The 23734-nt window shown below is 65.8% G+C and carries 20 protein-coding genes; 14 read left to right on the top strand and 6 right to left on the bottom strand.

Going from position 1 to position 23734, the window contains the following annotated elements; translation table 11 throughout:
* Nucleotides 1–85 precede the first annotated feature (85 nt).
* Nucleotides 86–565: a hypothetical protein gene (locus HMPREF1478_RS09335; protein WP_016461825.1), complete on the bottom strand. Its 480-nt coding sequence runs from the start codon at nt 563–565 to the stop codon at nt 86–88.
* Nucleotides 566–888: 323 nt separating this feature from the next.
* A complete protein-coding gene (locus tag HMPREF1478_RS09330) occupies nt 889–1395 on the bottom strand; it encodes a coiled-coil domain-containing protein (RefSeq protein WP_232207466.1) in 507 nt (168 codons plus the stop codon).
* Nucleotides 1396–1481: 86 nt separating this feature from the next.
* Here HMPREF1478_RS09330 and HMPREF1478_RS09325 point away from each other — a divergent pair, with 86 nt between their 5' ends.
* The 7 genes from HMPREF1478_RS09325 to HMPREF1478_RS10735 all read left to right on the top strand — a co-directional run bounded on the left by HMPREF1478_RS09325 (nt 1482) and on the right by HMPREF1478_RS10735 (nt 10026).
* Nucleotides 1482–3149: a bifunctional folylpolyglutamate synthase/dihydrofolate synthase gene (locus HMPREF1478_RS09325; protein WP_016461823.1), complete on the top strand. Its 1668-nt coding sequence runs from the start codon at nt 1482–1484 to the stop codon at nt 3147–3149.
* A gap of 120 nt (nt 3150–3269) precedes the next feature.
* Entirely contained in the window at nt 3270–4262 is a 993-nt protein-coding gene (dhaK, locus tag HMPREF1478_RS09320; protein ID WP_016461822.1) for a dihydroxyacetone kinase subunit DhaK, read from the top strand.
* Between the two features lie 28 nt (nt 4263–4290).
* Nucleotides 4291–4932: a dihydroxyacetone kinase subunit DhaL gene (gene dhaL / locus HMPREF1478_RS09315; RefSeq protein ID WP_016461821.1), complete on the top strand. Its 642-nt coding sequence runs from the start codon at nt 4291–4293 to the stop codon at nt 4930–4932.
* Nucleotides 4929–5687: a dihydroxyacetone kinase phosphoryl donor subunit DhaM gene (gene dhaM / locus HMPREF1478_RS09310; RefSeq protein WP_016461820.1), complete on the top strand. Its 759-nt coding sequence runs from the start codon at nt 4929–4931 to the stop codon at nt 5685–5687. Before dhaL ends, dhaM begins: the two co-directional genes overlap by 4 nt.
* Nucleotides 5684–6154 carry a nucleoside-diphosphate kinase gene (gene ndk / locus HMPREF1478_RS09305; protein ID WP_016461819.1) on the top strand — a complete coding sequence of 157 codons (471 nt, stop codon included), beginning with the start codon at nt 5684–5686 and terminating at the stop codon, nt 6152–6154. The genes dhaM and ndk overlap by 4 nt, the downstream gene beginning before the upstream one ends.
* A 20-nt stretch (nt 6155–6174) precedes the next feature.
* Nucleotides 6175–9762 carry a chromosome segregation protein SMC gene (gene smc / locus HMPREF1478_RS09300; protein ID WP_016461818.1) on the top strand — a complete coding sequence of 1196 codons (3588 nt, stop codon included), beginning with the start codon at nt 6175–6177 and terminating at the stop codon, nt 9760–9762.
* A 102-nt stretch (nt 9763–9864) separates the two neighbouring features.
* The gene (locus tag HMPREF1478_RS10735; protein WP_016461817.1) at nt 9865–10026 is read left to right on the top strand and encodes a hypothetical protein; all 162 of its coding nucleotides are present in this window, start codon (nt 9865–9867) and stop codon (nt 10024–10026) included.
* Here the strand turns inward: HMPREF1478_RS10735 and HMPREF1478_RS10455 are convergent.
* Complete coding sequence (locus tag HMPREF1478_RS10455) at nt 10006–10179, bottom strand: hypothetical protein (protein ID WP_016461816.1); 174 nt, start codon at nt 10177–10179, stop codon at nt 10006–10008. The two genes, HMPREF1478_RS10735 and HMPREF1478_RS10455, sit on opposite strands and share 21 nt — an antisense overlap.
* Nucleotides 10180–10572: 393 nt before the next feature.
* Nucleotides 10573–10788: a DUF7455 domain-containing protein gene (locus HMPREF1478_RS09295; protein WP_007590381.1), complete on the bottom strand. Its 216-nt coding sequence runs from the start codon at nt 10786–10788 to the stop codon at nt 10573–10575.
* A gap of 236 nt (nt 10789–11024) precedes the next feature.
* On the opposite strand from HMPREF1478_RS09295, the gene HMPREF1478_RS09290 reads away from it, so the two are divergent.
* From HMPREF1478_RS09290 to HMPREF1478_RS09270, 5 genes are all read left to right on the top strand, one after another.
* A complete protein-coding gene (locus tag HMPREF1478_RS09290) occupies nt 11025–13145 on the top strand; it encodes a DNA gyrase/topoisomerase IV subunit B (protein ID WP_016461814.1) in 2121 nt (706 codons plus the stop codon).
* A gap of 186 nt (nt 13146–13331) precedes the next feature.
* Nucleotides 13332–14270, top strand: coding sequence for a GNAT family N-acetyltransferase (locus HMPREF1478_RS09285; protein ID WP_083940096.1), 939 nt, complete (start codon nt 13332–13334; stop codon nt 14268–14270).
* 18 nt (nt 14271–14288) lie between these two features.
* Nucleotides 14289–15311, top strand: a complete 1023-nt coding sequence (locus HMPREF1478_RS09280) for an N-acetyltransferase (protein WP_016461812.1) — start codon at nt 14289–14291, stop codon at nt 15309–15311.
* 218 nt (nt 15312–15529) lie between these two features.
* On the top strand, nt 15530–16996 hold the full coding sequence (locus HMPREF1478_RS09275) for a sugar porter family MFS transporter (protein WP_016461811.1): 1467 nt from the start codon (nt 15530–15532) through the stop codon (nt 16994–16996).
* Nucleotides 16989–17939, top strand: coding sequence for a PfkB family carbohydrate kinase (locus tag HMPREF1478_RS09270; protein ID WP_016461810.1), 951 nt, complete (start codon nt 16989–16991; stop codon nt 17937–17939). The genes HMPREF1478_RS09275 and HMPREF1478_RS09270 overlap by 8 nt, the downstream gene beginning before the upstream one ends.
* Nucleotides 17940–18079: 140 nt before the next feature.
* Here the strand turns inward: HMPREF1478_RS09270 and HMPREF1478_RS09265 are convergent, their stop codons facing one another.
* Entirely contained in the window at nt 18080–20548 is a 2469-nt protein-coding gene (locus tag HMPREF1478_RS09265) for a DNA gyrase/topoisomerase IV subunit A (RefSeq protein WP_034475676.1), read from the bottom strand.
* 67 nt (nt 20549–20615) lie between these two features.
* Between HMPREF1478_RS09265 and HMPREF1478_RS09260 the strand changes: the two genes are divergently transcribed.
* Together HMPREF1478_RS09260 and HMPREF1478_RS09255 are read left to right on the top strand one after the other, a co-directional pair.
* Complete coding sequence (locus HMPREF1478_RS09260; RefSeq protein ID WP_016461808.1) at nt 20616–21152, top strand: DUF5998 family protein; 537 nt, start codon at nt 20616–20618, stop codon at nt 21150–21152.
* Nucleotides 21145–22293 carry an alkaline phosphatase family protein gene (locus HMPREF1478_RS09255; RefSeq protein ID WP_034475614.1) on the top strand — a complete coding sequence of 383 codons (1149 nt, stop codon included), beginning with the start codon at nt 21145–21147 and terminating at the stop codon, nt 22291–22293. The genes HMPREF1478_RS09260 and HMPREF1478_RS09255 overlap by 8 nt, the downstream gene beginning before the upstream one ends.
* 66 nt (nt 22294–22359) lie before the next feature.
* On the opposite strand, the gene sepH is transcribed toward HMPREF1478_RS09255, so the two are convergent.
* Nucleotides 22360–23598, bottom strand: a complete 1239-nt coding sequence (sepH, locus tag HMPREF1478_RS09250; RefSeq protein WP_016461806.1) for a septation protein SepH — start codon at nt 23596–23598, stop codon at nt 22360–22362.
* Nucleotides 23599–23734: the final 136 nt, after the last annotated feature.

Genomic DNA, 23734 nt, shown 5'->3' with positions numbered 1-23734 from the left:
GCGCGGCCCGCCCGCCTGTATAGGTTGGGGCCGGGAGGAAAACCTCCCGGCCCCAACCTTGTGTGTTGATCAGATGGAATTTTCGTTAGGGAACATCGATGTCAGCACGCTCCAAGATGACCTTCTTGGTGACTCCCAGCGCTGTCACGCTGTAGGAGATAGTGTCGTCGGAGTAGGTGAAGGTCTTGGTCTCGTCAGAGGATGCAAGAATTGCAGATCCGGTTTTTTCTGTATCGTTGACGGAATCCCACGTGTACGGTGTCTTCGAATCTGTCGGGGCAATGAAGCTACCCGCCCAGTACAGAGCGTCACTGTCGGACGTGTGCCAGTAGATCTCGATGGTGTCAGCGGTGACTCTAGCGATCTGGTAGCTGTCTTCGTTCGGGTTCTTTCCTTTCCAGGTGCCCGTCAGGTTCGCCGGTGTGGCCGGGGATTCGGTAGTAGGTGCGGCCGAGCTAGCTGGCTGGTTTGGCGTGTTCGAAGCCGAGCTTTCAGTAGTGTTTGAGCATGCTCCGAGGGTAGCGAGTGCAATGATGCACGCTCCAGCAATGATCGCTTGTTTCATGGGTGCCTCCGTGGCAATTGATGCGTGATGGGGTCACGCGCCTGCGTGGATTGCGTGGATGATGACACACTAACCTGAATAGTTAATGTGTAATTACTGTTGTGACGGCGTGTTGTTCATACCCGTGAAGCAGTCTGAGAATGTGGAGGTAGCCTCGTGGCCATTTTGTCGTTCGGAGTGCTGCAGTGCCTCCGGAAAGTGGTGGTGACGATGATGCGGATAGGTTACGAGCATGTGGATAGGTTAATAACCTATCCGTATCTGCATAACCTATCCGCAAGTGCACAACCTATCCGCATGAGCTAGCGTCACCGGGGAAACGGTCACCTATTTGCCGACGCTCTGCGGGCCGCGTCGATTGCCGCCTTCGCCGTCTTGAGGTCGACGCCGGTGCGGTCCTTGTAGTTCTTGACGGCGTAGATCATCCTGCCCTCGGCGATCATCTGGATCTCCACCGCGTTCAGCTCCGGGAGCGAGACTGAGGCCGGGGAAGGGGTAGCAGGAACCGGGGTGGGGGCTGCTGCCTCGAAGGCGGGGGAGGCGGATCTGGCGAGCGCCGTGACCCCGGCGTCCGCGTAGGCGGCACGCAGTCGCGCCTCGAGGTTCGCGACCTGTTCCTTCAGCTGGCGGTTTTCGGCTCGCAGCTCTTCGATTTCGCTAGCCTGACCAAACCACTTACCCACGTGCTGCCTCCTTGAGGGGATTACCTTGATGTAAGCAATCCTATGCGTCTTCGCCAACCTGGTGCCGACGATCGGCCTGCGGCGAATACGAAGGTTCGCGGAGAAACCCGCCCCGGCCTCGTCGATGACGATGCGCGGACTGTGCACGACAACGCGCCGTGACCGGTGGAACAAGCCGCCCGCGCGACCCAGCCCGGTAAAATAGCGAAGACACTGTGAGTAGCGGAGGAAACATGGCAGGCGAATCGTTCTTCGGACAAGACCCCACCCACGACGAGCAGGGCGGCATCCCGGCCGACCTGATCCCGTACCTGGAAGCGGCCGACGAAGTCGAAGACACGGAGGCGGGGGAGAGCGTCGACCCTCAGGCTGAGGAGAGCGAACGCGAGGCCGCACTGCGCGCCCTCGTCGAGAACTCACTGCTGCTGGGCCCCGACCCCTCGGTCCTCGCCGAGATCGAGGGCGAGGTGGATGAGGACTTCGCCGATGATGCGGCAGAGGCATGCGACGAGCGCGCCTCCCACGAGGCCGCGCTGGCGAAGGCCGAGGACGAGGTCGCCCTTGACACTCGCGTGCAGGAGATCTACCAGTCCATCGTCGCGCGCGCGCCCGAGCACGACATCGACCCCACGCTCGACCGCGTCAAGCTCGCTCTCGATATCCTGGGCGACCCGCAGAACTCCTACCCGTCGATCCACATCACGGGCACGAACGGTAAGACCTCTACGTCGCGCATGATCGACTCTCTGCTGAGCGCTTTCGGTATGAAGACGGGCCGATTCACGAGCCCGCACCTGCTCGACGTGCGCGAACGCATCTCGCTGGAAGGCCACCCGATCACGCGTGAGGGCTTCGTGCGTGCCTGGGAGGATATTGCCCCGTACGTTGGCATGGTCGACGAGCGTAGCCAGGAAGAGGGCGGCCCCCGCCTGTCCTTCTTCGAGGTCTTCACGATCATGGCGTACGCGGCCTTCGCGGACTACCCGGTCGATGCGGCCGTCGTCGAGGTCGGCATGGGCGGGCGCTGGGACGCCACGAACGTCATCGACGCAGGCGTCTCCGTCATCACGCCGATCGCCCTGGATCACACGAAGTGGCTCGGCTCCACGATCGAGGAGATCGCCCACGAAAAGGCAGGCATCATTAAGCCCGGCCAGGTCGTCGTCATCATGGCTCAGGAGGAGGAAGTCCTCGACATCCTCCTCGAGCAGGCGCGCGCTGTCGACGCGATCGCGCGCGTCGAGGGCCGTGACTTCGAGGTCATGGATCGTCAGATGGGGGTCGGCGGTCAGATGGTTACCATCCGCACGCCCTCCGCGGTCTACGAGGACGTGTTCGTCCCGCTGTTCGGCCAGTATCAGGCGCATAACGCCGCAGCGGCGCTCGTGGCCGTCGAGGCCTTCATGGGCGGGCGCGGTCTGGACGGTCGCATCGTCGAGCAGGGCCTCATGAATGCCTCCAGCCCGGGTCGCATGCAGGTCGTGCGTCATTCGCCCACGATCATCGTGGACGCCGCGCACAACCCCGCGGGTGCGGCCACCCTGCGCGAAGCCGTGGAATCCTCCTTCGCCTTCGCGCGGATCGCGGGCGTGTATGCGGCGATGGGGGACAAGGACGTCGAGGGTGTCTTGTCCGAGGTCGAACCGTTCATCGATCACCTTGTCGTGACCCAGATGCCGGGAGAGCGTGCCGCGGATGTTGCGCGCTTGGCTGAGATCGCAGGGGAGGTCTTCGGTCCCGACCGGGTAGATGTGCGCGAGTCGCTCGCCGACGCGGTCGATCGTGCAGCGGAGATTGCCGAGGCCGGGGCCGAGCCCGCAGATCGCAGCGGAGTTCTCGTGTTTGGCTCGGTCATGCTGGCGGGCGAAATGCTGGCACTCGCTGGCCACTCTCCGCGCTAGGATGTCATCCAACCAGGGCGGCCGCATCGTGGCGGCCGCCACGGTTGGGAAATCGTGCTCGATGGTGGCACGATTGATCATGCGTACAAGTACAGATGAGCAATGTCGCAAGGAGGCATCATGAAGAAGCTCGTCAATGATGTTCACGCCGTCGTTCGCGAAACCCTCGAAGGTTTCGCCCTCGCCCACCCTGACCTCGTCGACGTCCACTACTCGCCGGATTTCGTGACCCGGCGCGCCCCCAAGGCCGAGGGCAAGGTCGGCCTCGTCTCCGGTGGTGGATCCGGACACGAACCCCTGCACGCGGGTTTCGTCGGTGAAGGCATGCTGGACGCGGCCGTACCCGGCGCGGTTTTCACCTCGCCCACCCCTGACCCGATTCTGGAGGCCACGAAGGCCGCCGATCACGGCGCGGGCGTCCTGCACATCGTCAAGAACTACACGGGCGACGTCCTCAACTTTGAGACCGCCGCCGAGCTGGCCGACATGGAGGACATCAAGGTTTCCACGGTCGTTGTCAACGATGATGTGGCCGTCGAGGATTCCCTCTACACGGCGGGTCGCCGTGGCGTCGCCGGCACCATCTTCGTGGAGAAGATCGCGGGCGCCGCGGCAGAGCGCGGTGACTCCCTCGAGGAAGTCACGCGGATCGCAACCAAGGTCAACGATCAGACTCGCTCTATGGGCCTGGCCCTGGGGCCCTGCACGGTGCCCCATGCTGGTAAGCCCTCCTTCGAGCTGGGCGAGGATGAGATTGAGCTGGGCATCGGTATCCACGGTGAGCCCGGATACCGCCGCGGTGCGATGGAAAGCGCCGACGCTCTCATCGCCGAGCTCTACGAGCGGGTGCGCGAAGATCTCGGCCTGAGCGAAGGTGAGCGCGTCGTCGCCCTGGTCAACGGCATGGGTGGCACCCCCATCTCCGAGCTCTACATCTGCTTCCGTGCACTCGCCGCCCTCCTGAAGAAGGACGGCATCGAGATCGCCCGCCAGATGGTCGGCAACTACGTCACCAGCCTGGAGATGCCCGGCGTCTCCGTAACCCTCATGCGCGCCGACGACGAGCTCCTCGAGCTCTTCGACGCACCCGTGAACACGGTCGCCTGGAAGTAAGCAACGAGGCAGGACAAGGAGAATCACAATGAGCCTAGATGCAGCGTGGGCACAGCGGTGGATCGAGCTGGCGGCGGCAGATATCGCCGAGCAGCGCGACTATCTGGTGGACCTGGACCGAGCGATCGGGGACGGCGACCACGGCGAGAACATGGATCGCGGATTCAAGGCCGCGCTCGAGGCCCTGGGCCAGGCCCAGCCGGGCAGCGTCGCCGAGGTACTCAAGACCGTCGCCAAGACGCTCATGTCCACGGTCGGCGGCGCCGCCGGACCCCTGTACGGGACCGCGTTCCTGCGCGCATCGAAGGCCGCCGGTGACGGCGAGCTGGACGGCGCCGGCGCTGCCGCGGTGATCGCGGACGCGCTCGAAGGGATTCAGGCGCGCGGCAAGGCCACCACGGGCGAAAAGACCATGGTGGACGCGTGGACACCCGCGCTCGAGGCAGCCCGCGCAGCCGCTGAGTCCGGTAGCGACGCGACCGCCGTCTTCGAGGCCGCCGCCACTGCCGCCGAGGCCGGAGCAGCCGCCACCGAGCCGATGCGGGCCACGAAGGGACGCGCCTCCTACCTGGGAGAACGCTCCATCGGGCACCTCGACCCGGGCGCCGTCTCCACCTCCCTCATCCTGCGAGCCGCCGCGCGCGCGGCGGGTGAGGTTGGCGCAGCATGAGCGTGCGCGTCTCTTATGTGATCGTTTCTCACTCTGCCTCCCTGGCCTCCGGCGTGTGCGAGCTCGCCGCCCAGATGGCCCCCGACGTTCACTTCGAGGCTGCCGGAGGCACCGACGACGGCCGCATCGGCACGTCTTACGACCGCGTGGAGGCAGCCCTCGAGGCAGCCCTTGCGGCCGTGGACGGGGAGGGCAGCGGCGTCATCGTCCTGACCGACCTGGGGTCAGCCACGATGACCATCGAATCCGTCATCGACATGAGCGACGAGCCCGAACGTATTCGCTTCGTCGACACCTGCCTCGTCGAGGGGGCCGTCGCATCCTCCGTGCGCGCCCAGCTCGGCGAAGATCTCGACCAGGTCGCCGACGTTGCAGCCGCCCTGGCCCCCCGCGTGGACAACGTACCCGCCCAGGAGGCACCCAGCCCCGCTCCCGCGCAGCCCAGCGGGGGAGCGGGAGGGGCCACGGCCTCGTCGATGTGGGCGCAAGGGGACGCGGTCGTCGCGGACCCCGTCGGCCTGCACGCGCGCCCGGCTGCCGCATTCGTGCGCCTGGCGGGCACATTCGACGCCGAGGTCACCGTGAACGGGGCGGATGGCGGGTCGGTCCTCGAGCTCATGGCTCTGGGCATCACCCAAGGTCAGAGCGTCCACATCGAAGCCAATGGGGCCGACGCCACAGCCGCGGTGGCAGCGCTGACAGATATGCTTGAAAGCGCAACACCGCAACCGCCAGAATCAAAGGAGACAATGTGAGCGCTAAGAGTGTTCTGCTGGAGCCCCAGCACCTTCTCGACCCCACCCTCGAGCACACCCTCATCGTCGTCAAGCCCGACGGCTACGCCCGCGGCCTGACCGGTGAGATCCTGCGCCGCATCGAGGCCAAGGGCTACACGATCAAGGGCCTCAAGCTCATGGTCGCCTCCCGCGAACTGCTTGCTGAGCACTACGCCGACCACAAGGACAAGCCCTTCTTCGAGGGCCTCCTGGAGTTCATGAGCTCCGGCCCGGTCGTCGCGATCATTGTCGAAGGCCAGCGCGTCGTCGAGGGCATGCGCGTCCTCATGGGCTCGACCGACCCGACGACGGCACCCGCGGGCACGATCCGTGGCGACCTTGGTCGTGCATGGAACAGCCCCCACATGGAGAACCTGATTCACGGTTCGGACTCTGTGGAGAACGCAACGCGCGAAATCTCCCTGTGGTTCCCGGAGATTTACTGAGTCACGGCTAACCTGCAAGGGTGTACCTCAAAAACCTGACGCTGCGGGGCTTTAAGTCCTTCGCCAGTGCGACCACGCTTGCCCTTCAGCCGGGCATCACGTGCGTCGTCGGCCCCAACGGGTCGGGTAAATCGAACGTCGTCGACGCGCTCGCCTGGGTCATGGGCGAGCAGGGTGCTCGCGCTCTGCGCGGCGGGCAAATGGCGGACGTGATTTTCGCGGGGACATCTGGGCGCGCGGCGTTGGGGCGCGCCCAGGTGGACCTCACGATCGACAACACCGACGGGCTACTCGACATCGAGTATTCCGAGGTGACGATCAGTCGCACCCTGTTCCGTGGGGGCGGCTCCGAGTACTCCATTAACGGAACTCCGGCGCGCTTGCTGGATGTCCAAGAGCTCCTGTCTGACACGGGCATGGGCCGTCAGATGCACGTCATCGTCGGCCAGGGACAGCTCGACGCGATCCTGTCTTCCACGCCGGAGGAGCGTCGCGGCTTCATCGAGGAGGCCGCGGGCGTCTTGAAGCATCGGCGCCGCAAGGAGCGCGCGCTCAAGAAGCTGGCCGACATGGACGCGAACCTCGTGCGCGTCCTGGACCTGACGAACGAGATTCACCGCCAGCTGGGGCCCCTGGCCCGCCAGGCGCGGGTGGCCCGGCGCGCCTCCCTCATTCAGGCGCGCGTGCGCGACGCGAAGGCCCGCCTGCTCGCCGATGACCTGTCCTCTGCGCTTTCCAAGCTATCGGTGCTCGAGGCATCGGATGAGTCTGCGGCCGAGCGCCGGGCTTCGCTCGAGGAGCAGATAGCCGCCGCGCGCGCTGAGCTTTCGCGTCTGGAGGATGCGGAGCGCGCGTCCTCGCCTGCGCTCGACCAGGCGTCCTCCGACTGGCAGTCCCTGACCACGATCACCGAGCGCCTGCGTGGCACGCTGATGGCCGCGACCCAGAAGGTTTCCCTGCGTGCGACCCCCGAGCTGCCCCCGGGCGGCGAGGATCCCGACGTCCTCGACGAGCGCGCCCGCGTCGCCGGTGCCGAGGACGCTGCGCTGGTCGCTCACGTCGAAGAGGCGCGCAGTGCCCTGACGTCCGCGACTCGCGCGCGCGAGGCCGCCGAGGACGCCGACGATTCCGCGTCCCGCGAGCTCGCCCGCGTCAACCGCGTCATTGCCGATCACCGCGAGAAAGTCGCGCGCCTGACCGGAGACGCGTCCACCGCCGCGTCTCGCCTGGAGGCAGCGATCGCCGAGGCCGACCGCGCGTGGGGCGCATACCGCGCGGCTCAGGAGCGCGCCGAGGCCGCCGAGAGGGCCGTGCCTGCGTCGTCTGTTGGAACCGTTGACGTGGACGCTTCTGGCGCTGAGGGAGCCTCATCCGAGGAAGAAGACGACGGGGGAGCGGCCCGCGCACACGCCGAGGCCTCTGCCCGCCGCGACGCCGCGCGCGCCCGCGTGGACGAGCTGCTCGGCGTCGAACGCGAGGCCCGCGCTGACCGCGCGCGCTGGGAGGCCCGCCGCGACGCCCTTGAGCAGCTGCTCGCCCCCGAGGACGGCACCGCCGAGCTGCTGGGACGCCCCGGTGTGCTCGGCCAGGTCGCGCCCCTCCTACACGTCACACCCGGTTTCGAAGACGCCGTCGCCGCCGCGCTGGCTCCCTTCGCTGACGCCGTCGTCGTCGACTCCTTGGCCCGAGGCCTGGGCGAGCTGGACGCTGCCCGCGCGGCCGGGCGCTCGCTGCGGTTGGTCGTGGCATCTGATTCTTCAGGTTCTTCCGACGATCCTGCGGATAGGACCGGCGGTGGCGCCCGCGCCGAGCTGCCCGAGGGCGCGACGTGGCTCGCCGACGTCGTCGCCTGCGAGGGGGCCGCCGCGCCGCTGGCCTCTCTGTTGGATGGGGTTGTCGCCTGCTCGCTTGAGACCGCCGCGGCTGTGCTCGATGTGCTCGGCGTGCGCGCCGTCGTCACGTCGGGCGGCGACGTGCTGCGCTCCTGGTCGGTGGAGGGGGGCCGCCAGGCGTCCTCCGTACTGTCCGTGCGCGCTGACTACGAGGAGGCGTGCGCGCAGGCCGAGGCCGCGCAGGCCCGCATGGCCGAGGTCTCCGAGCAGCTCAGCGAGGCAAACGCACACCTGGACCGCTGCATCCGCGAGGCAAACGACGCCCTGAAGGCGCTGCGCGAGGAAGACGCACAGCGCGCCAAGGAAGCCCAGGAGCTGGCCCGCGCCCAGTCGGCCGCGCAGGCAGCCCGAGCCGAGGCCGAGCGCGCCCACGATGTGGCTCGCCGCGCCGACGAGCAGGTCACGTGGGCCCGTGAGCAGGATGTGGCCGCCCGCGCACGCCTTGACGGCGCCGACACCGTCGGCCCGCCCGAATCACTCGAAGACGCGCAGGCCCGCGCGGATGCTGCCTCCCGCGCCGCGCGCGAGGCCCGCGAGGCCGAAAACGAGGCTCGCCTGAGCCTGCGTGCCCTCGAAGAACAATCGCGGCGCGCCGCCTCCCGCGCCCGCTCCCTGCGCCAGGCCGCCGCAGCCGAGCGCGAGGAACGCGCCCGCTACGCCCGGCGCGAGGCCGCGCGAAAGACGGAGCTGGCAACGGCCTCGGACGTGGAGGCAGCCGCCCGCGTCGCCCTCGAGGCCGCCGAGCGAGCCCTGTCCCAGGCCGCCGCCGAGCGCGACCGCCTGAGCGAGCGGCGCTCCCAGGTCTCCCAGGAGGTCTCGGACGCCCGCCGCGCCCTGGACCGGCTGAGCGCGGAGCTGTCGGAGGCCACGGCCTCGGCTCACCAGGGGCAGATTGCGGCCGAGCAGACTCGCCTGCGCGTCGAGGATCTGCAGCGGCGCGCCCTGGAGGAGCTGTCCCTCGAGCCCGAGCAGCTGCTCGCCGAGTTCGGGCCGCAGATGCTGGTGCCGATGCTGCCGCTCGACCCCGATCAGGTCGAGAAGGCCGCGGCTGTCGAGCCGAGCGCGTATGTGCGCGCTGAGCAGGAACGCGCGCTCGCCAAGGCGCTGAAGGACTTGGAGAAGCTGGGGCGCGTGAACCCGCTGGCGCTCGAGGAGCACGAGGCGCTGGCCTCGCGGCACAAGTTCCTCGTGGACCAGGTCCAAGACCTCAAGGCATCGAAAGCGGACCTGCTGCGCATTGTGCAGGACGTGGATCGCCTGGTGGAGGAGGCCTTCGCGTCGGCCTTCGCCGAGACGCGCGAGCAGTTCGAGCACGTGTTCGGCGTGCTGTTCCCGGGCGGCCAGGGCGACCTGGTGCTCACCGACCCGGATGACATGCTTTCGACGGGCATCGAGATCGAGGCCCGGCCCGCGGGCAAGAAGGTCAAGCGCCTGTCCCTGCTCTCGGGCGGCGAGCGTTCCCTGGCCGCGATCGCGTTCCTGGTCGCGATCTTCAAGGCGCGTCCGTCCCCGTTCTACGTCATGGACGAGGTTGAGGCCGCCCTGGACGACATGAACCTGACGCGCCTGCTCGCCATCTTCAAGGAGCTGCAGGAGACCTCGCAGCTGATCGTCATCACCCACCAGAAGCGCACGATGGAGATCGCGGACGCCCTCTACGGCGTCACCATGCGCGACGGCGTCACGACGGTGGTGTCCCAGCGTCTGGCGGACTAGGGGGCAGCGTTCTCGCGCGGATGGAGCCGTTGCATCTGGTCGCAATGGCCGCGCCTTCACAGAAAATGATGACAGAAATATTTGGACCTGAGAGGAGAGGCAATGAGCACGAAACCAGAAGAAACCTACCGCCTTGCTGGAGGAATCACTGTTACCGACGCCGATCTTGAAGCAGATGCGCAGCGCTTCGAAGCGGGCGAATGCGACGGAGCGTGGAAGGTTCTCCCGGTGCGCCCGACGCTCTCAGGCTTCGATCTTCGTTAGCGTGCCGTGCGTGAGCTCGTAGATAGTGCCCACGTAGGGGAGGATCGAGCGATCATGCGTCACCATGAGGGCACGAACCTCGGCCTGACGCGCGGCCTTGTCCTTCTGGCCCTTGAGCTTCGCGACCAGCTCAAGCTGATCGCCGATGCGCATGTAGGGGTGGGCTTGTCTGCACGTTGTTGGTCGTTCGTTCAACCGGCTTTGTCGAGGCTACGTAGTGTCGTTCGTCGTGGAGTGAGATTGTTGCCGGGATTGCTGATTGTTGATCTGGATAGGATGCGGCCTTCTGGATAGGTTATGAGCATCTGGATAGGTTAATAAGCTATCCAGATCTGCGTTTCCTATCCAGAACTGCGTTTCCTATCCAGAACTGCGTTTCCTATCCAAGAGAGTGGGCGTATTCGGCGGAGCGCAGGCTCACTCATGCGCACGTTGACCCGCCGGGTGGAGCAACGGCGGTTCGAGTATGAAAACGCGGGCGGGGACCCCGTCGGTCCCCGCCCGCGCCTCACAGCCGTGCGTCCCGCCGCTGCGGGAGGCTCGCTCTCAGTCGTTCATGAAATGACGCTCGTCCAGGATCTGCGCGCCGCCGCCCACCAGCGAGGGCAGGTGTTCATTTGCGTGGTGGCCGCAGAAGTACAGCTGGCCACCCGAAGGCATCGTCGCACGAACCCAGGCGCGAGCGCCGCAGGCGTCGCAACGATTCGCCGCATTCAGCTGCGGCTCGTCCAGTACGGGGCGTTCAAGAGTCTGTGCGTTCATGCTTCCATCACACACCATCACCCCGCGCCGCGCACCCCTGTTCACCCGGGGCGCAATCGACCGCCCGACCGCTGGCACAGTGGAACGGGGGAGTGGAAAACCCTCCAACCACAGACCCGATCCGCCCCGAAAGCGTGCCCACCAGCGCGATCCGGCCCCGGCCTCGTCAATCGTGGAAAGCATCCCAGAACCCGCGCCACGCGCACCGTTGGCCACAAACGAGCGTTGACCCACATATGATGCACATCGTGACTCCTACCGACGCATCCGACTACAACGCACGGCACCTCTCGGTCCTCGAGGGGCTCGAGGCCGTGCGCAAGCGCCCCGGCATGTACATCGGCTCGACCGACCACCGGGGCCTCATGCACTGCCTCTGGGAGATCATCGACAACGCGGTCGACGAGGCCCTGGAAGGCCACTGCGACACGATCGACGTGCGCCTGCACCCCGACCACTCCGCCTCCGTCGCCGACAACGGCCGAGGCATCCCCGTCGACATCGTGCCCGGACAGGGCCTGACGGGCGTCGAGGTCGTCTACACCAAGCTCCACGCCGGCGGTAAGTTCGGCGGCGGCTCCTACGCGGCCTCGGGCGGCCTCCACGGCGTCGGAGCCTCCGTCGTGAACGCCCTGTCGGCCCGCCTCGACGTGCAGGTCGACCGCGGCGGCAAGACCCACGAGATGTGCTTCCGCCGCGGCGAGCCCGGCGAATTCGACGACTCGAAGCAGCGCACCCCCAACTCGCCCTTCACGCCCTTCGTGGACGGCTCGACCCTCAAGACGGTCGGCAAGGTGAAGAAATCCCAGACCGGCACGCGCGTGCGCTTCTGGGCGGACTTCCAGATCTTCCCGTCGACCGAGGGCTTCTCCTGGGAAAACCTGCTGGCGCGCGCCCGCCAGACCGCGTTCCTCGTGCCCGGCCTGACCATCAACTGCTACGACGAGCGCGGCGAAGAGGAACTCCACGAGAGCTTCCGCTTCGACGGCGGCGTCGTCGACTTCGCGAACTGGCTGGCCTCCGACGGCCCCGTCACCGACACGTGGCATATCACGGGCGAGGGCACCTACAACGAGACCGTGCAGGCCCTGGACTCCGAGACCGGGCACCTGCGCGCCACCGAGGTCGAGCGCACCTGCGAGGTCGACATCGCGCTGCGCTGGGGCATCGGCTACGACACGACCGTCCAGTCTTTCGTTAACATCATCGCCACCCCCAAGGGCGGCACCCACGTCACCGGCTTCGAGCAGGCTGTCCTCAAGACGCTGCGCGCCGCGATCGACAAGAATGCGCGCAAGCTGAAGGTCGGCGCGAAGGACGGGCGCCCCGAGAAGGATGACGTCCAGGCCGGCATGACCGCCGTCATCACCGTGCGTTTCCCCGAGCCTCAGTTCGAGGGCCAGACGAAGGAAACGCTGGGCACGCCCCAGATTCGCACCGTCGTCAACCGCGTGGTCTCGGACTGGCTGAAGGCCAAGTTTGCGTCCTCCAAGCGCGATGACAAGCAGCAGACCTCCCTCCTCATGGAGAAGGTCGTTGGCGAGATGAAGGCCCGCGTCTCCGCGCGCATCCACAAGGAGATCTCGCGCAAGAAGAACGCGCTCGAGACCTCGTCCCTGCCCGCTAAGCTCGCGGACTGCCGACTCGAGGACGTCGAGGAGACCGAGCTCTTCATCGTCGAGGGCGACTCCGCCCTGGGCACGGCCAAGGCTGCGCGTAATTCTCAGTACCAGGCCCTCTTCCCGATTCGAGGCAAGATCCTCAACGTGCAGAAGGCCTCGACCGCGGACATGCTGGCCAACGCCGAGTGCGCCAACATCATCCAGGTGATCGGCGCGGGCTCGGGTCGCACCTTCGACCTGTCGCAGGCTCGATACGGCAAAGTCATTCTCATGACCGACGCCGACGTCGACGGCGCGCACATCCGTACCCTGCTGCTGACCTTGTTCTTCCGCTACATGCGTCCCATGGTCGAGGCTGGCCGCATCTACGCCGCCGTCCCGCCCTTGCATCGCATCGAGGTCGCGGGCAAGGGGCGCAAGAAGCGCGAGTACATCTACACGTACTCTGAGGACGAGCTGCATCGCAAGCTCGCCTCCTTGCGTCGCTCGGGGCGCACTTGGAAGGAGCCCATCCAGCGCTACAAGGGCCTGGGTGAGATGGACGCCGACCAGCTGGCGGAGACCACGATGGACCGGGCGCATCGCTCGCTGCGTCGTATCACCTTGGCCGACGAGGAGGCTCTGCGTCAGGCTGAGGACGTGTTTGAACTGCTCATGGGGTCGACCGTGGGCCCTCGTAAGGAGTTCATCGTCGAGGAGTCTGCGGGGCTGGATCGCACGCGTATTGACGCGTGACGCGAAGCGGAAAGCGCTGATTCATTGCACAAACGTTCAGGCCTGTTGGTCATATGTCAGGTCCCAGTGTGACTAAAGGCCCTATCAGCCGGTAGGATGTTACGCATGACAGGACTTGCGCAGCGCCTCACGCCGCCCGGGTCCGTCCCGTACCCGGGCAATCACCTCGGGTTGCGCTGGCGGCCCCTGATCGGCCGCGACGCGCCCGCCGTGTATGCACTCATCTCCCTGATCGAAGACGACGATAACGCCATCCGGCGCACGTCCGTCGACGATATCGCGGACATGATGGAGGGCGAGAACGGACGCGACTGGGTCGACACGATCGTCGGCCTCGATGCGAAGCGAAACATTTGCGCGGTGGCATCCGTGCGCGTGCTACGCGGCATCCACGAGGCTGCGACCGCCATCGTGAGCGCCTACATTCACCCGCACTGGCGTGGCCGAGGCGTGGGCCGAGCCCTGCTGTACTGGCAGGACGGACGCGCTCGCCAGATGCTCGTCGAGGCATTCGGCGCCGAGTCCGAGGTCCCGGTGTCCATCTCGAACCTCGTCGACGCGCACATGACCGACCGTCGCCGTCTCTACATCGCTGCCGGTTTCTTTGCCAAGCGCACGTACCAGGTCATGTACCGCGACCTTGCCGGTGGTGAGGTCGCCCCGCAGCCGCGCCACGGCTACCGCGTCCTGCCGTGGACTCAGGTTCCGCAGGAACAGATCCGTGCGATCCACATGGAGGCTTTCCAGCAGGCGTTCCGTTCACCGCTGCGTGCTCTGTGGTGGGATGACGCCATGAATCACTTCGATCCGCGGTGGTCCTTCGTCGCTGTCGACTCCGAGGGTGAAGTGGTCGGCTACGCGATCACGGGTCGTCCCGCGCAGCGCTGGGTGGCCACGGGTCGGCCGGAGGCGTACATCTACCTGCTGGGCGTTGCTGAGGCTCACCGTGGCCGTTCCGTGGCGACAGCTCTCGTTGGGCACACGGTCGCGGCAGCGTCGGCCTCGGGAGTGAGCCGGATCGGCCTGGATGTCGATATGTCGAGTCCTGACGGCGCGCATAATATCTACGAACACCTTGGCTTCGTTGATGAGGCCGCCGAGGTTTATTACACGATCGACCAGTAGAGCCGGAAGGAGGCGAGCATGAGCATTCCTCTCGCACAGCGAGCAAATGCCCCCGAGTTCGTCCCCTTCCCGGGCGAGCATCATGGGATTGAGTGGGAGGAGCTGACGCTTGCCCACCACACAGGTCTTGCTGCCCTGTTTGCTCGCATGGAGGCCCGCGATAACCCGCCGTATCGCACGAGCCCGGACGAGGTCGAAGAGATGCTCTCGAGCGCCTCGCAGTGGCGTGGCCTGGTCGGTATTGCGCGCAGAGGAATTGCAGCAGGACGCATCGTTGCTTTCGCGCAGGTCGTCTTGCGTTTTCCGGGGCGTGTGGAGTGCGTGTGCGTTGGGGGAGTGGATCCCGACTTCCGCCGCATTGGCCTCGGTAATGCGATCGTGGACTGGCAGGAGGGAACCGCGCGCCAGATGCTGGCTGGGGTCGAGGGGGACGGTCCCGCACAGATCACCTGCCACGTCGAGACCGGACAGGATGATCTCGAAGCGCAGCTGAAAGTCCACGGATTCCGTTGGACACGCACCTACTACGAACTGCGCGCGTCGCTTGAGGGGCTGCCGCAGCTGCCCGATCTCGGTTCGTACATGAGTGTCGAGGCCTGGGATCCCCAGTGGGAGGAACCCGCCCTACGTGCGGCGAACCGTCTCAACGAGTTCGAGTGGGGGCGTCCCCCGCTCACGCAGGAGCAGTGGATGCAGGGGCGCACGGCTTTTGCCCCAGAATGGTCGTTTGTTGCTGTTGACCGCACCGGTGATCGACCGCGCGTCGCAGGGTTCCTCCTAGCTTCCCGCTACGAACAGGACTGGGCGGCCCTCGGTTGGCGCGAGGGGTATATCGACCAGTTGGGCGTTCTGTCTCAGTGGCGTGAGAGTCGTGTCGCGGATGCACTGATCCTCGCCTCGATGAGGGCGCAGAAACGCGATGGAATGGACCGCGCGGCGACGGGCGTGGGGTCAGCGAATCATACGGGTGCCCTCGCCATTTATGACTATCTGGGCTTCCGCACGGTGGGCCAGACGAGGCTGTACGCGATTGAAATTTGATTGTCGTTTCACATGGTGGATATTTCCTCATATCTTCTTGTGTAAGCGTCGTTACTTTTTTCTTTCTTGCGGACGCATTCGTGCGCGACAGGTCAGGGCTTTTCGTGTAATCGCTGCCTAGGTCCTAATTGTCCGACCAATTGAATTCATAGGCTCGCGTCAGAGGCAGGAACGGCCTCGGCGCCACGTGCGTCCCATCTCCACAGCGCGGAGCTAGCATGACAACAAAGACGTCAGCATCATCGACTTCCATTCCGCCCTTGGTCATTCGAAGCGCGATCGTCGCATCCCTCGGAGGCCTGCTCTTCGGTTTTGACACTGCCGTCATCTCGGGTGCGGAAGAAAAACTCACCGAGCTTTACGCCCTCTCCTCCATGGGTGAGGGCATGATCGTCGCCATCGCGACCATCGGCACCATTTTCGGCGCCATTATCGCCGGTAAGCTCGCCGACCGCTTTGGACGTAAGCCCGTCCTCTTCTGGATTGGTATTCTCTTTGGTGTCGGCGCCCTGGCAACCGCCCTGGCACCGGTTCCTACACTGAGTCCGGTCGGGGACGGTAAGTTTGTGGCGGCGTCCTCTTTCCCGATTGCCTTCTTCATGATCTTCCGCTTCCTCGGAGGCATCGGCGTCGGCCTGTCCTCCGTGGTCGCTCCCATCTACACCGCCGAAATCGCCCCCGCCCGCGTGCGCGGACGCCTGGTCGGCCTGGTCCAGTTCAACATCGTCTTCGGTATCCTCCTGGCCTACGCCTCCAACGCGGTCATCCGCGAAATCGCGCACGAAGACACCGCGTGGCGCTGGATGCTCGGCGTCATGGCGGTGCCCGCCGTCTTCTTCCTGATCTTCCTGGCCACCGTCCCCGAGACGCCGCGTTGGCTGCTCGCCCACGGGCACGAGGAACGCGCCGTGGAGATTTCCGAGCGTCTCACCGCCTCTCAAGCCGAATGCGACGAGCAGATCGGCGAGATGAAGGCGCAGATCGCCGAGGACGCCGCAGGCGGCAAGGTCGCTTTCTTTACGCGCCGCTACCGCAAGGTCATCCTCATGGCCTTCTGCATCGCGATGTTCAACCAGCTCTCGGGAATCAACGCGATCCTCTACTACGCGCCCAAGGTCATGAAGCTCGCAGGTGGTGAACAGGTACTCGGACCGGCATTCCCCTATGTCGCATCCGTCATTGTCGGCCTCATGAACCTGATTGCCACGATGGCCGCCCTGACCGTTATCGACAAGCTTGGTCGCCGTCAGCTCATGATTGTTGGTTCTATCGGCTACCTCGTGTCGCTGGGCTTCCTGTCGGCCATCATGTTCGCCTACAAGGGAGGAGCGTTCGAGCAAGGCAGCGCTGTCCCGGTGTGGCTGATCCTGATTGGTCTGCTTGCATTCATCGCCTCTCACGCGTTTGGGCAAGGGTCCGTCATCTGGGTGTTCATTTCGGAGATCTTCCCCAACCGCGTGCGCGCGCGTGGCCAGTCCCTCGGTTCGCTCACGCACTGGGTGTTTGCTTTCATTACCACCTATGCCTTCCCTGTGCTCACGGATAAGCTCGGCGGTGGATTCGCCTTTGGACTGTTCTTCCTCGCGATGGTTGGTCAGCTATTCTGGGTCCTGAAGGTCATGCCCGAAACCAAGGGCATCCCGCTCGAAGAAATGGAAGAGAAACTGGGGTTGACGAATGACTAGGATCGTGAACATCGGGGAAGCTCTCATCGATGAGATCACCCGCCCGAACAGTGAACCCGTCGAGGTCGTCGGGGGATCGATGCTCAACGTCGCAGCCGGACTGACCCGGCTAGGGCATGAATCCGAACTGGCAACATGGTTCGGCCGCGATGCCCGCGGCAACAAGGTCCGCGCTCACGCCGAAGCGGCGGGGGTGACCCTGACTCCCGGCTCCGATGGGGCTGATTTCACGACGGTCGCCCATGCGACTCTTGATGAGCGAGGCCGCGCCACCTACGAATTCGATCTGTCGTGGGACGTGCCCTCCGTGGAGGAACCCGACACTGTCGGACACGTGCACACCGGCTCCTACGCAGTCGTCCTCGAGCCGGGCGCCGACAAGGTCCTGGCCGCTGTTAAGCGTCAGGCTATCCGAGGCACCGTCTCCTACGATCCGAACATCCGCCCGGCCCTGCTGGGCACGCCCGACGAGGCCCGCCCGCACATTGAGGCGATCGTGGCCCTCTCGGACGTCGTGAAGGCGTCGGATGAGGACCTGGAGTGGCTGTACCCGGGCCGCCCCGTTGAGGACGTTATCCGCGAGTGGTCGCAGTCCGGTCCGTCGCTGATCCTGTGCACGCGCGGCCCCTGGGGCGTCTACATCAAGGCCGCCGCCGAGCGCGACATGCTTGTCGTCGACCCGCTGGACGTTGAGCTGGTGGACACCGTGGGCGCGGGTGACTCGCTCATGGCTGGCCTGATCTCGGGTCTGGTGGATGCGGGCCTCCTGGGCTCGGGCGAGGCGAAGCAGCGTCTGCGCGAGGCCTCGTGGGACCAGATCCTGCCGGCCATCCACCGCGGCATCATCACCTCCGGCATCACCATCCTGCACCAGGGTGCCTACTCGCCCACGCGCGAGGAGGTAGCCGACATCCTGGCTGCTGATCGGACGCTGCGAGGCTGATGGGGGAGCGTTCCTCAACTGATGGGTGTGGGCCCGGCCGTTTGGCTGGGCCCACACCCATATCATCATGACGACAGAGAAAGTGGTGGGGTGGCCGGGAGCAATCCCGGCCACCCCACCACTCAAAAAACAGCGGAGCATCAGCCAATCGACGCGATCGCGAAGGTGATCGGCACACCCGAGCCGTCGCGGCGCTCGTCTTCCGCGGGCAGCTCGATGGGGGAACCGTCCGCGGACGCTGCGCGGCCCGGCTTCGTTCCCACCCAGGCGATATCGAGCCGATCCTCGCCGCGCAGGAAACGCTGGCAGCGCACGCCCTGACCACCTCGGCCCTTCGCCGGGTAGCACTCGAAAGGCGTCACCTTGACGGTCGTCTGACCTGTGCCAGGCAGTGCGCCGAGCGCCGCGGCGACCGTCACGACGACCGCATCGATAGGTGCCTCGACAACCCAGAATCCCAAGGCCTCGGCGCCTGCGTTGAGCTTCATGCCCGCCATGCCACCGGCCGTGCGGCCCTGCGGGCGCACCTTCGCGGCGGGGGTGCGCAGCAGCTGTGCGTCCGACGAGATAAACACGAGGTCCGCCCCATCCGTGCAACGATCAAAGCCCACGAGACGGTCCCCGTCCTCCAGGGCGATGACCTCCCACTCGTCGCGCTGAAGCACATCCGGGCGCAGGCGCTTAACGGTTCCACGGGCCGTGCCCATCGCGACCACGTCGGTGCCCTCGGGGTCCAGCAGACCCACCGCGGGAACGTCCGTGTGTAGCAGCAGGGATGCGGGCATCGCCCCGGCGAGCGACAGTCCTGTCTCGAAGCGGGGGAGCGCCGGCAGGTCCACGACGTCAATACGGTGCGCGACACCGTCCTCCGTCACCACCGCCACCTGCGAGCGGGCAGTCGATGGCAGCTGCGCACGCCACCCGTCCGATGCGGCGCGCGGCCCGGGTTCCAGCGGGTCCCCACCCTCGACGCGGGCGAGCGCGCCCGTCGACGAGAGGACCACGACGCACGGGTCGTCCGGAATCTGAAGGTCCAGGCCCTTGCCCGAACGAGATACCGAGGGCAGCGCAGCCAGCGCGGCGTCGTCGGCTGCGGCTCCCACAGGCGTCCCCGTCGAGGCCAGCAGCAGCGTACGACGCGGCGTACCCAGGCGATCTGAGACCTCGCGCAGCTCTTTCTTGACGAGCGCGCGCAGCAGCTGCGGATCCTCCAGGATTTCACGCAAGGAAGCGATCTTCGCCAGCAGTTCGTCGCGCTCGGTCTCCAGCTCGATGCGCGAGAACTTTGTGAGGCGGCGCAGGCGCAGCTCGAGGATGTAGTTCGCCTGAGCCTCGGACAGGTCGAAGGCCGTCATGAGTCGCTCGCGAGCGATCTCCGCGTCGTCCGAGGACCGAATGATCGCGATGACGTCGTCGATGTCCAGGATCGCGATGAGCAGGCCCTCGACCAGGTGCAGGCGATCCTCGTACTTCTTCAAGCGGAAGCGGCTGCGGCGCGTCGTCACGTCCAAGCGGTGATCCAGGAAGACCTGCAGCATCTCCTTGAGGCCCAGGGTGCGCGGCTGGCCACCGACCAGAGCCACGGCATTGATCGAGAAAGAATCCTCCAGCGGAGTGCGCTGGTAGAGCTGCTGGAGCACGGCCTCGGGGTTGAAACCGTTCTTTACCTCGATGACCAGACGCAGGCCGTGAATGCGGTCCGTGAGGTTCTGCACCGAGGAGATGCCCTTCAGGCGACCCGCGTTCGCGTTTTCCTTGATCTTCTCGATGACCTTTTCCGGGCCCACCATGTAGGGTAGCTGCGTCACGATAATGCCCATCTTGCGGGCGGTCACGCGCTCGATCTGGACCTTCGCGCGGGTCTTAAACGCGCCTCGACCAGTCTCGTAGGCCTCCTTGATCCCATCGAGGCCCACGATGACGCCGCCCTCTGGCAGGTCGGGGCCGGGAATGTAGCGCATGAGGTCGGCGACGGACGCCGAGGGGTTATCCAACAGGTGGATAGCGCCCGCGATCGTCTCCGAGAGGTTGTGCGGCGCGATGTTCGTCGCCATGCCCACCGCGATGCCCGAGGCGCCGTTAACGAGCAGCTGCGGAAAAGCGGCCGGCAGGACGTCCGGCTGCATGAACTGATTGTCGTAGTTCGGGACGAAATCGACCGTGTCCTCGTCCAGACCCGTCACCAGGTCCAGCGCAGCGGGCGCCATGCGCGCCTCGGTGTAACGCGCGGCAGCCGGGCCATCGTCGAGAGAGCCGAAGTTACCGTGCCCATCGACCAGGGGGACGCGCAGGTTAAACGGCTGAGCGAGGCGCACCAGGGCCTCGTAAATCGCGGAATCGCCGTGCGGGTGAAGCTTACCCATGACCTCGCCGACGACGCGCTGGGACTTCACGTGTCCCTTGTCGGGGCGCAACCCCATCTGATCCATCTGGAACATGATGCGGCGCTGCACGGGCTTAAGGCCGTCGCGCGCGTCGGGAAGTGCGCGCGCGTAGATCACCGAGACGGCATACTCCAGGAAGGACCCACGCATCTCATCAGACACGTCGATCTCTGAGATGTTCTCGTCCTTCTCGGGAATATCGACGACCTGGTCCTTCTTAGCCATACGCGCCATTATTGCGCGGGTCGGCGCTCATTTCGACTGGCGCGCCGCTTCGGGGCACAATTGGAGGATGGACACATGGACCCGTATCGAACGTGGGGGCTTTTACCCCAAGGCGGTGCAGCGTGCGCTGCGCCGGGCTCTGGGCAGCGCGGAGCCGCTCGCGACGCTGTGCCAGGTGGACACGGGTTTTGACCGGGGGTCGGTGTTCCGCCACCTGACGATCGCCTCGTTGACGGATCGTGCGATCGTCCAGCTGCACGTCGACGAGATGGACGGCGGTTCCGCGACGATTGCGACGGCCGTCCACCGCGTGGGAGACATCGCCGGATACTCGACGATGGAGGTCTACACGGACCCCGAAAACGCCACAGGTTTGTCTGAAATGACGATTGCGCTCGACCTGAAGGGTGCGCGCCGCCTCGAGCTTGAGCCCGCCCACTGTGACGACCCGAATTGCATGGCGGACCACGGTTTGACAGGTTCGTCCTTCCCCGACGACCTGACCTTCCGTATCTCGGCGGCAGCCGACGGGCGAGATGCACTCGATGAGGCCATGGCGTTCGTGGATCGACTGGCACAGCTGATGGGGACCCACAGTGAGTGAGGGCGCAGTGACGCTGCATCTGCCCGGCGCTGACCTGCCTCGTGTTGGTGATCCGCTCATCACGGACGTTGTTGCGGGTGGCCTCGCCACGATCGATCCCGCCCTGCCCGGCGCGTCCACTCAGGCCGCCGCCTCACTCGGTATGGAGACGGGCGCCCACCAGCTGCTTCTGATCCTCGTGGATGGCCTCGGGTATGAGCTTATTGAGGAGTACGTGGGTCACACTCCGACGCTGCGCCGCGTGCGAGGCGATGTTCGTTCGATTCATACGGTGGTCCCCTCGACGACGGCAGCGGCGATCACCGCCTTTGGGACGGGAGAGCGTCCGGGCGCCACGAACATGGTGGGCTTTTCCGTCGCATATAGGGGCACCGTCATGAACCTGCTCGCCATGGAGGGCGGTCCTGCGCCCAGCGAGTGGCAACCGGTCCCCACGTACTTTGAGCGCCTGGCCGCCGCGGACGTTGCTTCTGCGGTCGTCTCCCCGGCGCGTTTCGCGGGCTCCGGTCTGACGGGGGCAGCCCTGCGGGGAGCACGTCACGTGCCCGCAGAGACGCTTGATGAGCGCGTCAGCGCTGCCCTGCGCGAACTGCGCGCCGGCACGCCCGTTGTGTACCTGTACTGGTCTGAGATCGACCACGCGGGCCACGGATCGGGCGTCGGTTCGGACAGTTGGATCGCCAATCTGGAAGAGTTCGATGCCGGGCTCGCGCGCCTGCTCAGGTCGCTGCCTGCGGGCGTGCGGACTGTCATGACGGCCGATCATGGAATGATCAACGTCGATGCGTCGCAGATCGTCGATGTGGCGTCCGCCCCCGCCCTGCGCGAGGGCGTGCGCATCGTCGCGGGAGAGACTCGAGCCGTGCACGTTCACGCTGATGCAGGACGTGCCGACGAGGTGGAGGCGCGCTGGCGCGATGTCCTGGGAGAGAGCGCATGGATCGTCTCAGGAGAGGCGATCAGCGCCCTCATCGGCGCCGGCGACGGTGCGGCGGTCATCGGAGATTTCCTCGTGCTCGCACGAGGCCGTGGCGGAGTCGTCGACTCGCGCACGCAGAGCGCATCGGCGATCGCAATGCCGGGTGTCCACGGGTCGCTCACCTCAACGGAAATGCGCATCCCGGTCGTGGTTCTGTCCTAGGAATTCACCGGGAGGCGGCAAACGGCCGCTCTGCGCTAAGAGCGACCGCCTGCAGAGAACGAGTGCTTAGGGCTTTGATCCGAACAGGATCTCGTCCCAGCTGGGTACTGACCTGCGGTTTTTCTTTGAGGATGCGCGGGCCATACGCGAACCGGTGATGCCCTGCGCGGGGACGGCCCCTGTCGCGCCTTCTTCAGCCTTGTCGGACGTCGAATCAGTCGGCGCAACGGCCTTCATAGGAATCGCCGGGGTCTGCAGCTCTTCAGCCTGTGGTTCGGTGGTTTTCTCTTCGTCGGAGGAGCCAGGAGCCTCCGATAGCCACGGGAGGACGCCCGACGAGGCCGGGGCCTCGTTCCTGGGCGAGCGCGACGCAACGGGGATGGATCCGGTCGCCGCGGGGCGAGCCGACGGGATCTGGCCGGTTGCGGGGAACAACCCATCCTCGGACGCTTGGGCCGGTGCTTCGGCCTTTGTACGCGCGGAAGCGAGTGAATAGATGCGCGCAGAAATGGGGCCTGTAGAAGCATCTGGTTCGGTGGCCTCGGGTTCTTCTTCGCTGGCGATCGCAGCGAGGTACTCGGCTTCCTCGTCCACCTCGTCGTCCAAGTCCAAGTCGATCTGCTGACGCTTGCCGCGCACAGCGTTGAGCTGATCGAGGATCGCCTCGCGGTTACGCAGATCCTCCTCGTCTGGATCAAGGGCGGCAGTAGACGTAGTGCGCGGCAGGGGAGTGAAGATCGACGCCGTCGGGGACGCGGATACCTGCTCGGTCAGCCACTGCGCCTCCTGGTCGATGGCCTCGAGGGCCCCGGAATTCGACAGATGCCAGTGCGCAGCGTGCTCTGCTGCGCCCTGCACGAACGTGACGATAATCTGCCAGGGCTCTCCGGCCTCGCGCGTGGCAGCCCACTCCAGGGAGGTGGGATCAACGCCACGAGCCGCCAGACGATCAACGACAAGATCGCCCATCGTCGGACCGCCCTCACCGATGCGAACGGCGCGCGCACGGGTGAGCGCATAGTCCTTTTCCGCCTGAACGGGGGCCTCAAAGCGCTCCACGGCGCTGACTTCCATCCCGTGCTCGGAAGCGATTTCCGCAGGAGTAGCACCCGCACGCAGCAGTGCCTGAATGTCGCGAGGAGCCAAGGTGGGACGAGCGGGGGCAAGCTCCACTCGCGGACGGTCACGGCGCGTCGCACCGCGGAGCTCGTCCGAGATCAACACCGAGTAGCGTTCACCCTGGGCATCGGTGAGCACCAGGGACTCGCCATCGGCGCTGGTCCCGAGCAATTCGAGCTCAATCATCACTTCCTCCTCATACGTCTAGGTCGAATCGTCTCAAATAATGCCGAGAATGTCGCGTAGCTGGGCGCGTGTCACACATACGATGGCACATTCCTCTCACAAGTGTTATCCTCCCTGCGCATAGACCACTCGCGCA

The organism is Actinomyces sp. HPA0247 (genome assembly GCA_000411415.1).
Classification (GTDB): Bacteria; Actinomycetota; Actinomycetes; order Actinomycetales; family Actinomycetaceae; genus Pauljensenia.
This window is presented reverse-complemented; position numbering and strand designations above follow the sequence as displayed.